The organism is Algoriphagus terrigena DSM 22685 (assembly GCF_000429445.1).
In the GTDB taxonomy this organism is placed as follows: domain Bacteria; phylum Bacteroidota; class Bacteroidia; order Cytophagales; family Cyclobacteriaceae; genus Algoriphagus; species Algoriphagus terrigena.
Window position 1 is genome coordinate 219,896 of record NZ_AUBW01000003.1, and the last position, 14,151, is coordinate 234,046.

Sequence of the window (14,151 nt, forward strand, 5' to 3'; positions counted from 1 at the left end):
ACGATGAATTTGAAGAGAATAAGCCTGGGTTTGTGGATGATTTTTGCAATGCAACTCACCTTTGCGCAGCAGAAAAGATCCCTGACTCATGCCGACTACGATGGATGGGAAAGTTTGAGCTCCCCGCTGATCACAAAGAATGGACAGTATGTCGGATACCAGATTGCGCCGCAGGATGGAGACGGAAGGTTTGAGGTTTTCCCATATAAAAGCCCTACGCAAAAAACCGTGATACCCAGAGCATCTGCGGTGAGCTTCTCAGCGGATGATGCCTATCTGGTGGGGAAGATCGCTCCGCAGAAGGACTCCGTGAAGGTGCTGAAGCTCAAAAAGAAGAAGGCGGACGACTTGCCAAAGGACAGCCTTTTCATCTTAAACCTTGCTTCAGGAAACTTGGAGAAGATGCCGAGAGTGAAGTCTTTTGCCATTCCATCAGAGAAAGGCAGCTGGCTGGCGGTCCATTTTGAGAAGGATCTACCGAAGAAGAAAGACCCCGCCGACTCTACCAAAAAGGAAGAAAAGCCGAAAAAGGCAGACGGAACCAAGCTGCTGGTTCGCTCGCTGGATGGAGTGAAGTCTTGGGAATTAGAGCGGGTGAAAAGCTTTGGGTTTGCCCAAAATGGCGACTATCTCCACTACACCCTCGCCGAGGAAGATACCCTCGACAACAGTGCGGTCTATCTGCTCAATCTCTCGACGGGCGAAAGCAAACTCGTCCTGGAGAAGATGACCACTTACTCGGATCTGACTTTTTCTCCCCAGTCTGCACAGTTAGCCTTTGTGGCAACGGATGATTCTCTGAAAGCTAAAAAGCCAATCCATACCTTATATGTATACGATGTGGCCAAAGGAGAAATGGGTCGGAAGATCGAGAAATCAGCGGTCAAGCTCCCAGGCGGACGAATCAGTGGCGACGGCAACATCCGTTTTTCGGAAGATGAGAGTCGGATGTTTTTCGGCGTGGCGGAGGACTACGAGGATTTTGCCTACGAAGATGACACCACCATCCTCGATGACGAACGGGTGAGTTTGGATATCTGGGGATGGCAAGACGCCGAGATCCAGCCCATGCAGCTGAAGAATCGATCGGAGGAAGAAAAGAAAACGTATTGGTCGATCTTGGAGCTGGGGTCTGGAAATATCGTGCAGCTCGCCACACCAGAAGTGGAGAACTTAACGCTTGAAAACAAGATCACACATGACAAGGCTTTGGCCTATTCGGACGATGCTTATCGAAGAAACTATAGCTGGGACATCCAGACAGGAAGGGATCTTTATTGGGTCGATTTCAAATCAGGAGAAAAAACGCTGATCGAGAAAGATGCTTCAGGTTTTGCCAGGCTTTCTCCCGATGCCAACTACGCATACTGGTATGATGGCAGGGATAGCGCTTGGGTAGCGTATGATTTGAAAGCCAAATCCAAAATCAATCTGACCAAATCACTTCCGGTGCCATTCTACGAGGAATTGCACGATTCCCCATCACTTCCAGGAAGCTACGGTTCGGTTGGTTGGTTGGCTGGTGACGCTGCGATCCTAGTCAATGATCGCTATGACATCTGGAAGATCGATCCAAAAAACCCGTCTGCCGCGGTCAATTTGACTTTGGGAGAAGGGAGAAAAAACAGCATTTCTTTGCGTCGGGAGCGGCTGGACTTTGAGGAGACTTCCATCGATCCAAAAGCGCCTTTGATCCTTTCGGCATTCAACGAAGTGACGAAAGACAACGGCTTCTACGTCGGATCTTTGGATGGAAAAACAGCGCCCAAGTCGCTCCTGATGTCCGCTCACAACTATCAAGGCCTGATGAAGGCCAAGGAATCTTCGCAGGCATTGGTCAGACGAAGTACGTATCAGGACAACGCTGATCTGTACCTCACTGATCTGAATTTCAAAACACTCACCAAAGCCTCAAACCTCAACCCGCAGCAAGCAGGTATCAAGTGGGGAAGCGTGGAGATGGTGTCGTACTTGACTTTGAATGGTGATTCACTTCAGGGATTGCTGTTCAAGCCTGAGGGGTTTGATCCCGCCAAGAAGTATCCGATGATGGTCTATTTCTACGAAAGAAACAGCGACACGTATCACAGCTACCGGGCTCCCGCGCCAAGCCGTTCGACGATTAACATTCCCTATTTTGTCAGCAATGACTACCTGGTTTTTGTGCCGGATATCAAGTACGAACTGGGGCTGCCTGGTCAAAGTGCCCTGAATTGCATCATTCCCGGCGTCCAAGCGGTGATCGCCAAAGGTGGCGTCGATACCGAGAATATGGCTATCCAAGGTCAAAGCTGGGGAGGCTATCAGGTCGCTTACCTGATCACCCAGACGAATATGTTCAAGGCTGCCGGAGCTGGAGCACCGGTCGTCAATATGACTTCGGCCTACGGCGGGATCCGCTGGGGCACCGGCATGAGCCGCATGTTCCAATACGAGCAGACGCAAAGCCGAATCGGCGGAACACTCTGGGAAAAGCCCATGTATTACCTGGAAAACTCCCCGCTCTTCATGATGGATCGCGTGGAGACTCCGGTGCTGATCATGCACAACGACGCCGATGGATCAGTGCCTTGGTATCAGGGCATCGAGATGTTTATGGCGCTGAAGCGATTGGACAAGCCGGCATGGCTGCTGCAATACAACGGCGAGGATCACAACCTCACGCAGCGTAAAAACTCAAAAGATCTATCCGTCCGCCTGAGCCAGTTCTTTGACCATTATCTAAAAGGAGCCCCCGCGCCACTTTGGATGACCGAAGGTCTCCCGGCTGTCGAGAAAGGAAGGACACTGAAGTATGAGCTGAGTAAGTAAACTAGAGTTTTGCTAAAGACAGAACCCCATTTGGAAAGATCCAGATGGGGTTTTACTTTTTATCCGCCATCGTGCCGCTCAGGTGTAAGTGATAAAGATTATTTGATTCCTCAACAGGAATCGCAGACAGATCACTCAAACCGAGATCACATAGGAAACAATCGCTTTGACTTTGTTTGAACCGGCACTTTTGAATTCATAGAAATCAGCAAAACTGTAGACTTTTCCGTCCTCCATCCCCATCTCGCCATGGACGGCAGCCTCTTTGCCGTGGGTCAGGATTTGGCGGATGGTGAGTTTGGAGGTTTTGGTACCACTCATCTCTCGGAGCACTGCGGCAAAGTGTTCTTTTCCCTCGATCGGCTGATCTCCGACCAGCGTCCACTTGACATCTTCGGCGAGGTATTCGGTTACTTTTTCGATCTGATAGGAAGCGAAAAGGATCGTGAGCTCTTGGATCAGCTTCATCTTGGGCGAGTTGCCGCAGTCGGGGTGGGTCAGGATTTCCATAGTGTATGGGATTGATCTGAAGAATTGAAAGACTACTCCAAGCTACAAAAAACAGAGCATCGGCGAATCAAAAAGGAGCTTTTGGCGCGACGTCAGATCCCAGAATTATCCCTTCATCAGCTGCATCCGGAAGATCCAGAGGTTGTTTAGCTTCAGAAAAATGAGGAAGGAAAAGATCAGGACCGTACCCACCACGCAGACGATGTTGATTAGTTTTTGGGCTTTGGTTCTGCTTTGAAATGCCCTTTCGAGCGCCGCAAAGATTAAAAGGCCGAGAACCCCGCCTGCCGTATTATTGATCAAATCGGTGATGTCAAATGCCCCGACTTTCAGGATATACTGGGATATTTCCATCAAGAAACTGGCAGAGAAAAACAAAGCCACCTTCCGCCCAAAACTCCATTGCTCCCACAAAATCCCCGCATAGAATCCAAAAGGGACGAAGATGAAAATGTTCAGCAGGGTTTCGTTCCAGTCCACCGGAGATTGAAAAAGCACCGCCTCCCGAAACGGAATCAGGTTGATGACCCGCTCCACGCGGTCATGGTAAGCCGTGATGTTAAACTTCAGCACGATGATCCAATAGAGCGCAATCAGGTAAACCGAAAACAAAACAAAGGTAATCTGAGTGGATCTGGAGTGAAGTTTCATGCTGGGAGTGGCTTTTTGGGGGATAAGTTCCTTCACAAGAGGAGTGCCGAAAGAGCGCGGGAGTTTGGAACCAGGGTTGAAACCTTCTTTGAACTGAAGTTTGCCTTACAATTATCCAGTCTAATAAATCCAGGTAAACAGCCAAATCAAGAAAAACCAAATAAATCCCATCCAACTGATAGGATGCAGTTTTTTGAGCGCATTCCAGTCGTAAATCAGGAGAGAAATAAACAGGCCATGCCAAATGATCGTCTCGAAAAGAAAAAAGCTAAGATCACTACTTCCGCCCAGCTTATCCGCCACACGGTCTATGACAGGTCCCAGGATATACAGCGTTCCTACAAAAAGGTAGCGCTTGTGGGCAGCGGGAGTTTTCCTATTCACATAAGCCAATAGAATATAAATGGCGAAAGTCAGGGTGAGAATCCGGTTGGCTTTCACAAATCCTTCCATCTCAGACCAACCTTCATATACCTCATAGAAGACGTAAAAGGTGCTTAAAATCACGCCCAAGGCAATCCCCATCCCCCACATGCCCCATTTTCGATGCGCGAGAAGGTCGCCTTTTCGGATAAAATTGGACTGAATCACCAGTATGACAAACCAAGCTAGGAAGAAGAGCCCATGAATGATAAACTTGGGATCGCTGTTGCTTTCCTGTCCGATATCGTAAAACAAATTGTCTGAAAATGCTACCAGCGAAAGAACCAGCAGGAAGATACTGGCCCAGGAAAAATAGTTTTTTGGCATTGGAAAAGGAATTGGGGTCTAGAATCAAAGGTCGGTTTGGACTACAATTGCTTGGTCAATCAAATAAAAATACACCTTTTAGCCATCTGTGCTACACTTCCCGAGCTGGACAGGGGACTTCTGACCTTCCTGCGTTTACCTATTTACCCTACACTTGGAGCTCGGAGGTGAAACGTCGGACCTTTTGCTCAACCATTGGACTTCCGAACTCGGCGTTTGGAGTTCTGAGCTCGAAGTTTAGACTTTAGAACTCGAAGATTGGACTTCAGGACTCGACGCTTGGACTTCAGAGCTCGGCACTTGGACTTCAGAACTCGAAAGTTGGACTTTTGAAGTGGGAGGGGGTACTTCTGAAGTACCCCCCTCCACTTCGGAACTCAACTAACTGAGTTCCGAACCGAACTGGTTTGATTAAAAGGCGAACTCGCTGACCTCTGAAGGCAACTCGTTCAGTGAAAAGCTGAACTGGTTAACCTCGGAGGATAACTTTTTCGGCAAAAAGGTGAACTGGATAACCTCTGAAGCTAACTAGTTTAGCAAAAAGATGAATTAATTAACCTCGGAGGATAACTTTTTGAGTAAAAAGGTAAACTCACTGACATCAAAGCCGAACTGGTTCATTAAAAAGGTAAACTGATTCACTGCCGAACTTACCCGGATAGGTTATGAAGTGAGGAGGTGGGCATTTGGATTGGGAGATGGGTCGAATTGCAAATTCGGAAGAATAGGAGGGTGGAGTTACAAATCCCACCAAGCGGCAAACTGAACTTCCGGGCTTAAAAGACTATGTCAGTTGGGACATAATATTATAAAGCTATTTTTTATTTAGAAGTTTTGGGATGAGAGCAATGACGAAGGCTATGATGATTAAAATAAGTAAAGCAATGGCACCATTGTTTTTCTCAAATACCGCAAAATAAATAATTGATATCACGATTAGGAATAAGGTTCCAAAAGGTATGATTTTTCCGCCCACAAATCGCATAACTTTATTTTCCGAAAATCTTCCGAAATATATGAGGTGTGCTATTCCTCCCAATGAAAAAGAAGTAACAATTAGGAATAAGTAAATTTGGTAATCTTTTTCTTTTAAAATAAAAGATCCATAAAATAAATTTAAAAAGTATAATATTATCAATATGATAAAAAAGTACTTGATTGTTTTTGTAAGTAAATCGACTTTCATTTTTAAAAATAAGATAGGTTACAGCGAATTAAATTTCTTTGTCCTTTAGCCACTTTTCCAAAACTAGCGGAAGTGTTTTTTCCGGATACTGAAAATCATATTCGTGATATAGTTTTCCTACTAAGTCAGTTTGTAGTGAATTTAATGTAGTGTCTTTTAGTAGTAGTACGTTCTTTTCCATGGCCATCATATATCCTATTTCTAATGATACATTAGGGTTGAAATATTCTGTTTTTACCCTATCAAAGATTGCTACTCCAAAATCACATCCATGCATATAGGTTCTAATATTAGAAAGTAAGTCATCCGCATACCATTTGTCATCAGCACGTAATAAGTTTATTCCACTTGACTTGAAGAAATCTCTTATCGTGCTTATTAATTTTAATTGAATCGGGGTATCTTCAAATTTCATCATCAAGAATGCGCATTTTGAATTTATTGGAAAATCTTTTCTGAACAATCTTAGTGATTTATTTAGTTCTTCTGGTATTACGTTGGAATTATGTGAGGTGAACAATTGTATGTCTTCTTGATATATTGAGAACTTGATTATGGTTTCTTCGGAAACTGGTTGGTCGTTATATTCATCAAATTTATTATTCTGTATATATTCTGGTTCTATTGTTAATTTCCCTTTTAATTGAATAGAATCCTTAAAACAAATAAATTGATGCTTTAACTCTTGGAGATCGACTACCCATTCTGAAGTTAAGTCTTTTAATGGCCTTAAATATGTTATGTTATAACTCGATAAGACTCTTTTAAATCTTCTAAGGATTTCATGCTTGCTTAATTCCTCTTCCTCTCGGTAGAAAATATAAATGGGAGATTCAGGTGGAATTCCTCTATGATTGGGCTCCTGTATGTCTAGGGTTCCTAAGAAGTTTTTAAAATGAAATGTGAACATTTTGTCTATTTATTTCAATGATTTTCCTTTTGAGTATTTATTAGCGTTAATTTTTAAAGGCACAATCATCTCTCCATCACCATCACCACCCGATTTGGAATATACAGATTAACGACTTGGTCCGAGTCGGTGGCATAGACGATGGCCTTGTCCAGTCGATCGAAGCCGCTGTATTCTTTTTCATCCGAATGCAGGGTAATGCGATAGTTGCCCTGCGCGGGCATGCGGATCGGAAATCCGAAGAAGGACTCGGTCGGGTGAAAGGAAAAGACGAAAACCAGATTTCCCCGCTCATACGCGATGATTTTCTTATCCGGATCCAGGTAAAGCTGGACTGCGGGAGGGGTGGACAGGAGTTGGTGATCCTTGGCTAGCTGGATCATGGCTTTGTCCCAAAGATCGAGCTGCTTATACCGGAGGAGTGGATCGTCTACCAGCGACCATTGGCGACGAGCGTGTTGGTAGCTCCAGTCGTTGCCCAGTCGCGGGAAGTCCACCCACTCGGGATGCCCAAACTCGTTGCCGATAAAGTTGAGATAGCCTTCGCCGCCTAAACTCAGTGTGATCATGCGGATCAATTTGTGCAGGGCGATGCCGCGGTCGACGACTAGGTTTTGCTCCAGCACGGTCATGGAGAAGTACATCTCCTTGTCCATCAGCCAGAAGGCGATGCTTTTGTCCCCGACCAGTGCCTGATCGTGACTCTCTGCGTAGGCGATGGACTTTTCCTTCTTGGGCCGGTTGGTCAGCTCATGCCAAAGCTCGAACAGGTCCCACTGCTCGTCCTGCTTGTGTTTGAGCGTCTTGATCCAAAAGTCCGGCACGCCCATCGCAAGGCGATAGTCGAAGCCGATTCCTCCGTCTTTGACTGTCCGACAAAGGCCCGGCATCCCGCTGACCTCCTCTGCGATAGAGATCGCCTGGCCGTTAAATTGGTGGATGAGCGTATTTGCAAGCTGAAAATACAGCAGGGCATCGTCATCTACACCGGCATCAAAGTATTTCTCCGCGGAGTCAAAGCCCGCGTGCCCGTGATGGTGATAAAGCATCGACGTCGCCCCATCAAAGCGGAATCCATCGAAGTGAAACTCCTCCATCCAATAGCGGATATTGGAGAGGAGAAACTGTTTTACTTCCCATTTCCCGTAGTCGAAAAGCTTCGAATCCCAGCCCTCATGATAGCCCCGGTCTCCGGGATGGAAGTATTGATGGTCGCTGCCGTCAAACTCATTGAGGCCCTCGTTGACATTCTTGACCGCATGCGAATGGACAATGTCCATGATCACCGCGATGCCCAGGTTGTGGGCCGTGTTGATCAGGGACTTGAGCTCCTCCGGTGTCCCAAAGCGGGAAGTTGGCGCAAAGTAGTTAGAGACGTGATAGCCGAAGGAGCCGTAGTACGGATGCTCCATCACCGCCATGAGCTGGATGGCGTTGTAGCCTCCGGCTTTGATACGGGGTAGGATCAGTTCCTCAAATTCGCGGTAGGTACCGACCTTTTGCTCCTCCAAAGCCATCCCGACATGCGCTTCATAGATCAGTGGCATGGCGGCAGCTTCGTTCAAAGAAAAGGCGTGGTCAGTCCAGGAGAAGGATTCAAACCAGAGTTGTCCTGCAAAGTCGTGCGTCGATTCATCCTGGACGACTCTTCGGATATAGGCCGGGATGCGGTCGAGTGAGACGTCATTGGCGCCGACAACCCGAACCTTAATCTTGCTCCCGTGGACAAAGGTTTGCTTGTATTCTTCGAACGGCAGGAAAATCTCCCAGTCGCCCCGGTGGTTTCGGCGCAGCGGGTGGGATTCCCGGTCCCACCAGTTGAAGTCTCCCGTGAGAAACAGCTGCTTGGCGGCAGGTGCCCACTCCCGATAAACCCATCCATTTCGCATCTTTTCGAAATGAACGCCATAGTACTCATGGATTCTGGAGAATTCTAAGATGCTGCCCGAAAAATCGATGATAGCGCGGAGTTCGGATTGGAACCGCTCATTCCGCTGAGTGATCACGGAAGCAAAAGGCTCCAACCAAGGTTCGTCGGTGACAAGGGCTAAGGGTTTTTGGCTCACAAAAAGTCAGGTTAGGTAGCGATGAAATTAGGAAAAAATGGGAGGAATGGAAGGGGAAATCTAAAATTGGATTAAACCCCCATCAAGGATTTAAATTCCTCTATATTTTTTGTGGAGACTTTGGGGAATTTTATGCGCTTCAGTTCCAACATGTGTCTGTCTTCGGTCAGAATGAAGTCTGCATTTGAGGCAATGGCACAATCGACAAATTTGTTGTCGTCAGGGTCAGTTGAAATGAGGTTAAACCTAAATACAGGAGACACCTGTGTGAGGTTTTCCAGATTTTCAATCACTGCCATTACGCTGTCCGCGGCGGCATTCCCTATGTGTCTCTGAATAATTTCAGCGTACTCTGCTAAAATTTCAGTGGAAACAACTAAATCAAAGTGCTTTCTTATGATCCCCTGAAAAATCCAATGGTGTGGGGATCTACTTGAGATACTTACTAAAAGTATATTGGTGTCGATTACAACCTTCATTTGCCATAGGGAGTCCTTTCGGAATCACTGAGAATGGAAGCGATCTTTTCTTCATTCCATTTTTTTTCATCCCATACCTTATCGGCCTCCAAAATTGCTTTTTTAGAAAAGTATTCTAACAACATGGCCTTAATCTCCTTAAGCTCAGTTTCGGAAAGATCATGGGAAAAAACCTTAAGAAGTTCTAATTGAAGGTTTGTAAATGGTGTTTTGAGGATTTCCATGTCACTCATTTTAATTTAAAACTCAATTTAAGAAAGAACGGTGCCATTCCTTTTAATGCCTCTCATACACCATCTCCGGCTCCCGAACTTCCACATTTCCTGCAGGGTTGATGGAGTCAAGCGTGACTTCCTTAAGTTCGTGGATAAGCATCGGATCGTATTTGGCGGCGACGCGGATGTAGTTTTCGGTGAAGCCGTGCATCTTGCCATCTTCCACATCGTCCTCAAACAACACGGTGAAGGTCTCTCCCAGATTTTCGTCGTAGAATTTCCTTCTCTTTTTCTCTGAAAGAATTCGCAGCATCTTGGAGCGCTCGTTTCGCTTCTTCAAAGGAACCACGCCGTCCATTTCCACTGCACGTGTATTGGCCCGCTCAGAGTAGGTGAAGACGTGGAGGTAGGAGATGTCCAGTTCATTGAGGAAGTTGTAGGTTTCCAAAAAAAGCTCATCGGTCTCGCCCGGGAAGCCGACGATCACGTCAACTCCGATACATGCCTTTGGCATCAGGGTTTTGATCTTAGTGACCCGGTCTTCGTAGAGTTCACGCAGATATCTTCGGCCCATCTTCCTTAATATCGTGTTGGAACCGGACTGAAGAGGAATATGAAAGTGCGGAACAAACCGCTTGGATCTCGATACGAACTCGATGATCTCATTGGTCAGGAGATTGGGCTCGATAGAGGAAATCCGAAAGCGGTTGATACCCTCTACTTCGTCCAGCGCATAGACCAAGTCCGCGAACCGCTCTCCACGTTTGCCGTCTACAATGCCGAAGTCACCGATATTCACACCAGTCAGTACGATCTCTTTGACGTCAGTGGCGGCGATTTCTCTGGCTGAAGCCAAGACTGATTCGATCGTATTGCTCCGGCTTTTGCCTCTGGCCAATGGAATGGTACAAAAAGCACAGCCGTAATTACATCCGTCTTGTACTTTCAGAAAAGTCCGGGTGCGGTCATTGATTGAGTAGGCGTTGTTGAAGGATTTGGCTTCGGTGATCTCGGAGGCGAGCACTTTGGTGTCTTGGACTTTTGCAAAGTCATCGAGAAGTTCGATCAGACGGAACTTCTCCGCCGCACCCAATACTGCGTCCACGCCTTCGATCTCGGAGATTTCGCGGGGTTTCAACTGCGCGTAGCAGCCGATGATAGCCACATAGGAATCGGGGGAGATCTTTTTAGCCTCTTTGACGATCTTCTTACACTTCTTGTCGGCATTTTCGGTGACCGAGCAGGTGTTGATGATGAAAATGTCCGGATTTTCCTGAAAATCGACTTTCAGGTACCCTTTTTCTTCAAATTGTCTACCGATTGTGGAAGTTTCTGAGAAGTTTAGCTTACAACCCAGGGTATAAAAGGCTACTTTTTTCACAATTGCGCTCCAAATATTGAGATTGCAAAGGTAATTAATCCCCGGCTTTTTTCAATTTTCCAATTTTTGGGCATAAAACACACTTTTTTTGACCAAATGGCTCTTGGAAGAGCATGTTTTATTGAAAAAAGTGGAAATTTTTTCAAAAATGACTCCGAAAATGGGGTGAAGTCTTTTTCGCGTGCATATTTTTCTATTTTTGTGGGTGTAATATTAAACCTCTTATTGTAGAAATGGCAACACTTAGACAGCAAGCCCTGGGAATGGTTCAGGCAAGACCGAGGGTGACAGTAACCCCTCCGTCTCCAAAAATTTCGGAATACTTTGGTACCAACGTCTTTGGCATCGACCAAATGAAGACCTCTCTGGCGCCATCTGCATATAAGAAGGTGATGGAGGCGATCGACAAAGGAACCAAGATCGATCCTTACACTGCCGAGGAGGTAGCAACCGCGATCAAAACGTGGGCACTTTCCAAAGGCGTTACTCACTTTACGCACTGGTTTCAGCCGTTGACAGGATCTACAGCAGAGAAGCACGACTCGTTCTTTGATATGTATGCCGGTGTTGAGAAGTTCAAAGCTTCGGCGCTGGTTCAGCAAGAGCCAGATGCATCGTCATTTCCAAATGGCGGTATCCGATCTACTTTCGAAGCCCGTGGTTACACGGCTTGGGATCCTTCTTCTCCGATTTTTATCTTCGAAAAAACTCTTTGCATCCCGACGATCTTCGTATCGTATACCGGTGAAGCACTTGACTATAAGACTCCATTGCTGAAGTCCATGGAAGCCGTCAATGACGCGGCGGTTGAGATTTGCCAGCTTTTTGACCGTAATGTGAGAAAAGTAATTCCTTCTCTGGGGATTGAGCAGGAGTATTTTGTCGTGGACAAAGCACTTTTCGCAGCTCGACCTGACTTGGTAATGGCTGGAAGATCTGTATTCGGTCACAGCCCTGCCAGAGGTCAGCAATTGGAAGATCACTATTTCGGTTCTATCCCTACCCGTGTGAAGGATTTCATGGTGGATTTCGAAATCGAAGCACATAAATTGGGCATTCCTTTGTCTACCCGTCACAACGAAGTGGCTCCGGGTCAATTCGAAGTTGCGCCGATTTTCGAAGAAATAAACAAGGCGATTGACCACAACCAGCTTTTGATGGATCTGATGGACAAAGTAGCCGAGAAGCACTCTTTGAAAGTCCTCTTCCACGAGAAGCCGTTTGCAGGCGTCAATGGTTCTGGAAAGCACAACAACTGGTCGCTGATCACTGACACGGGTGTAAATTTGTTCCAACCTAGCAACTCTGCCCGTGAAAACCTTCAGTTCCTGACCTTCTTGGTGGCGACTGTGAAGGCGGTTTACGATCACTCAGACCTGCTTAGAGCGAGCATTGCCTCGGCGAGCAACGATTTCAGATTGGGAGCTAACGAAGCACCTCCTGCGATCATGTCTGTATTCTTGGGCGGTACACTTTCGGATGTGTTGGATGAGCTGGAGAAAAACGGCAACATCAAGATCGAAAAAGGTGACAACATGTACATGAAGTTGGGTATCTCCAAGATTCCTGAGATCATCCTGGACAACACTGACAGAAATAGAACGTCTCCTTTCGCTTTCACCGGAAACAAATTTGAATTTCGCGCTGTGGGTTCTTCTGCTAACTGTGGCTTGCCAATGACCACACTCAACGTGATCGTGGCCGAAGTCCTGAAGGGAATGATCAAGGACATCGAAAAGGAAATGAATGCTGGCAAAGAGAAAAAGATCGCTATTGTCAACGTACTCAGAAAATACATCAAGGATTCCAAGAAAGTGAGATTCGAAGGCGATGGCTACTCCGAAGAGTGGGCCAAAGAAGCTGAGAAGAGAGGCCTTTCTAACCTGAAGTCAACTCCGGAAGCGCTCGATGTGTACGCGACGAAAGCTACCAAAGAGCTTTATGAGCGTCACAATGTCCTCAATCACATCGAGGTACATGCCCGTCATGAGATCCAGCTGGAAGAATACATCAAAAAAGTGCAGATCGAAAGCCGTGTGATGGGTGACTTGGCGCTGAACCACATCATCCCGACTGCTATCCTGTATCAGAACAAAGTCATCCAAAATGCAAATGGTCTGAAAGGCCTTGGCTTGGATCACTCAGCTGCAGTGGAGACGATCAAAGAAGTGTCTAAGCACATGGAGTCCTTGAAGTCGAATGTCACAGCGATGGTAGAGACTAGAAAGAAACTCAACAAAGAAGAGGATATCGTGAAGCGCGCTAAACTGTATCAGTCTGATGTGAAAGCTGCTTATTTCGACAAGATCCGTTATGCAGTGGACAAGCTGGAGCTGTTAGTAGACGACGAAAGCTGGCCTCTGGTAAAGTACCGTGAATTGCTGTTTATCCGCTAATTCATTATTCTTTCCATTTTCAAGAAACCATCCCTGGGGATGGTTTTTTTTTGTCCCTGTCGCTTCATCGTCCCCTGGGGCTCTGAGCTATTTTCTCTTCCAAACATGGGGCGAAACAGGCAAAGAAAACGCCCTAAAACCGAGCTCCAAAAGGCTCGGTTTTTTTTTGTGGAATCAACGGTACGTTTCATTTACAAATCGAAACAACGTGCACAGGGACTGGGGATTGTCCGATTACTTTTACCCACGTCACTTGAAAGATGTGCTAATCAATTTCGCCAAATGGAATTTGTCAAGACAATAAATGAGGTTTTTGTTCAGGAATCAATCTACCTCCGCAGTGATTTGAGTGTAGCCGGATTTGCAAAGATGCTGGGGATCGAGACTCGGGCAGCTACCCGGCTCATCCGTCAGCACTACGGTCACACCTTTATGGAACTGACGAACATGTATCGGGTCGAATATGCAAAAAAGCGGATTAAAGAAGGCTTTTTGGATAAGTCGACTCTTGATGCACTGAGCACCAGTGCCGGTTTTAGATCCCGAACGGCCTTTTTCACCGTCTTCAAAAAGGAACTTGGAATAGACCCCAGCGAGTATTGGAAGACTATGAGCCACAGGCTTAATGGAGAAACAGTGAATTGAATTGATTGTCGATTTTTTTAGCCTGCGTTGGAAACTACCGGACTGTGGCAAAGAAATAAACTTGTATTACCTGCAGTATGTAGACCGAAGCAAAGCCCGGAGACCAAATCTTCGGGTTTTTCGATTTCAAACCCTTTCTGGCTCAAACTTT

At 46.3% G+C, this 14,151-nt stretch carries 12 protein-coding genes; 3 read left to right on the forward strand and 9 right to left on the reverse strand.

What is annotated here, in order from left to right:
* The first annotated feature begins 3 nt into the window (after positions 1-3).
* The gene (locus G459_RS0100990; RefSeq protein WP_026965954.1) at positions 4-2,811 is read left to right on the forward strand and encodes an alpha/beta hydrolase family protein; all 2,808 of its coding nucleotides are present in this window, start codon (positions 4-6) and stop codon (positions 2,809-2,811) included.
* A 135-nt stretch (positions 2,812-2,946) separates the two neighbouring features.
* Here G459_RS0100990 and G459_RS0100995 read toward each other — a convergent pair whose 3' ends face one another.
* From G459_RS0100995 to mtaB, 9 genes are all read right to left on the reverse strand, one after another.
* On the reverse strand, positions 2,947-3,321 hold the full coding sequence (locus G459_RS0100995) for a nuclear transport factor 2 family protein (protein ID WP_035454826.1): 375 nt from the start codon (positions 3,319-3,321) through the stop codon (positions 2,947-2,949).
* A gap of 105 nt (positions 3,322-3,426) precedes the next feature.
* Complete coding sequence (locus G459_RS0101000) at positions 3,427-3,972, reverse strand: VanZ family protein (RefSeq protein ID WP_026965956.1); 546 nt, start codon at positions 3,970-3,972, stop codon at positions 3,427-3,429.
* 120 nt (positions 3,973-4,092) lie between these two features.
* Positions 4,093-4,722 (reverse strand): hypothetical protein, encoded by a 630-nt coding sequence (locus tag G459_RS0101005; protein WP_026965957.1) that lies wholly within the window; start codon positions 4,720-4,722, stop codon positions 4,093-4,095.
* Positions 4,723-5,536: 814 nt separating this feature from the next.
* The gene (locus tag G459_RS0101010) at positions 5,537-5,908 is read right to left on the reverse strand and encodes a hypothetical protein (protein WP_026965958.1); all 372 of its coding nucleotides are present in this window, start codon (positions 5,906-5,908) and stop codon (positions 5,537-5,539) included.
* Between the two features lie 28 nt (positions 5,909-5,936).
* Positions 5,937-6,818 (reverse strand): hypothetical protein, encoded by an 882-nt coding sequence (locus tag G459_RS28765; RefSeq protein ID WP_051315013.1) that lies wholly within the window; start codon positions 6,816-6,818, stop codon positions 5,937-5,939.
* A gap of 65 nt (positions 6,819-6,883) precedes the next feature.
* Complete coding sequence (locus G459_RS0101020; RefSeq protein ID WP_026965959.1) at positions 6,884-8,884, reverse strand: alpha amylase C-terminal domain-containing protein; 2,001 nt, start codon at positions 8,882-8,884, stop codon at positions 6,884-6,886.
* Between the two features lie 71 nt (positions 8,885-8,955).
* On the reverse strand, positions 8,956-9,363 hold the full coding sequence (locus G459_RS0101025) for a putative toxin-antitoxin system toxin component, PIN family (protein ID WP_026965960.1): 408 nt from the start codon (positions 9,361-9,363) through the stop codon (positions 8,956-8,958).
* Complete coding sequence (locus G459_RS0101030) at positions 9,360-9,587, reverse strand: hypothetical protein (protein ID WP_026965961.1); 228 nt, start codon at positions 9,585-9,587, stop codon at positions 9,360-9,362. Before G459_RS0101030 ends, G459_RS0101025 begins: the two co-directional genes overlap by 4 nt.
* Positions 9,588-9,639: 52 nt before the next feature.
* A complete protein-coding gene (gene mtaB, locus G459_RS0101035) occupies positions 9,640-10,959 on the reverse strand; it encodes a tRNA (N(6)-L-threonylcarbamoyladenosine(37)-C(2))-methylthiotransferase MtaB (RefSeq protein WP_026965962.1) in 1,320 nt (439 codons plus the stop codon).
* 233 nt (positions 10,960-11,192) lie between these two features.
* Here mtaB and G459_RS0101045 point away from each other — a divergent pair, with 233 nt between their 5' ends.
* The gene (locus tag G459_RS0101045) at positions 11,193-13,355 is read left to right on the forward strand and encodes a glutamine synthetase III family protein (protein ID WP_026965963.1); all 2,163 of its coding nucleotides are present in this window, start codon (positions 11,193-11,195) and stop codon (positions 13,353-13,355) included.
* A 282-nt stretch (positions 13,356-13,637) separates the two neighbouring features.
* A complete protein-coding gene (locus G459_RS30125; RefSeq protein ID WP_026965964.1) occupies positions 13,638-14,000 on the forward strand; it encodes a helix-turn-helix domain-containing protein in 363 nt (120 codons plus the stop codon).
* The last annotated feature ends 151 nt before the right edge of the window (positions 14,001-14,151 follow it).

What these genes read in the sequence shown, in the direction of transcription:
- G459_RS0100990 (WP_026965954.1), top strand. Translation starts at nt 4, where the DNA reads ATGAATTTGAAGAGAATAAGCCTGGGTTTGTGGATGATTTTTGCAATG.
- G459_RS0100995 (WP_035454826.1), bottom strand. Translation starts at nt 3,321, where the DNA reads ATGGAAATCCTGACCCACCCCGACTGCGGCAACTCGCCCAAGATGAAG.
- G459_RS0101000 (WP_026965956.1), bottom strand. Translation starts at nt 3,972, where the DNA reads ATGAAACTTCACTCCAGATCCACTCAGATTACCTTTGTTTTGTTTTCG.
- G459_RS0101005 (WP_026965957.1), bottom strand. Translation starts at nt 4,722, where the DNA reads ATGCCAAAAAACTATTTTTCCTGGGCCAGTATCTTCCTGCTGGTTCTT.
- G459_RS0101010 (WP_026965958.1), bottom strand. Translation starts at nt 5,908, where the DNA reads ATGAAAGTCGATTTACTTACAAAAACAATCAAGTACTTTTTTATCATA.
- G459_RS28765 (WP_051315013.1), bottom strand. Translation starts at nt 6,818, where the DNA reads ATGTTCACATTTCATTTTAAAAACTTCTTAGGAACCCTAGACATACAG.
- G459_RS0101025 (WP_026965960.1), bottom strand. Translation starts at nt 9,363, where the DNA reads ATGAAGGTTGTAATCGACACCAATATACTTTTAGTAAGTATCTCAAGT.
- G459_RS0101030 (WP_026965961.1), bottom strand. Translation starts at nt 9,587, where the DNA reads ATGGAAATCCTCAAAACACCATTTACAAACCTTCAATTAGAACTTCTT.
- G459_RS0101045 (WP_026965963.1), top strand. Translation starts at nt 11,193, where the DNA reads ATGGCAACACTTAGACAGCAAGCCCTGGGAATGGTTCAGGCAAGACCG.
- G459_RS30125 (WP_026965964.1), top strand. Translation starts at nt 13,638, where the DNA reads ATGGAATTTGTCAAGACAATAAATGAGGTTTTTGTTCAGGAATCAATC.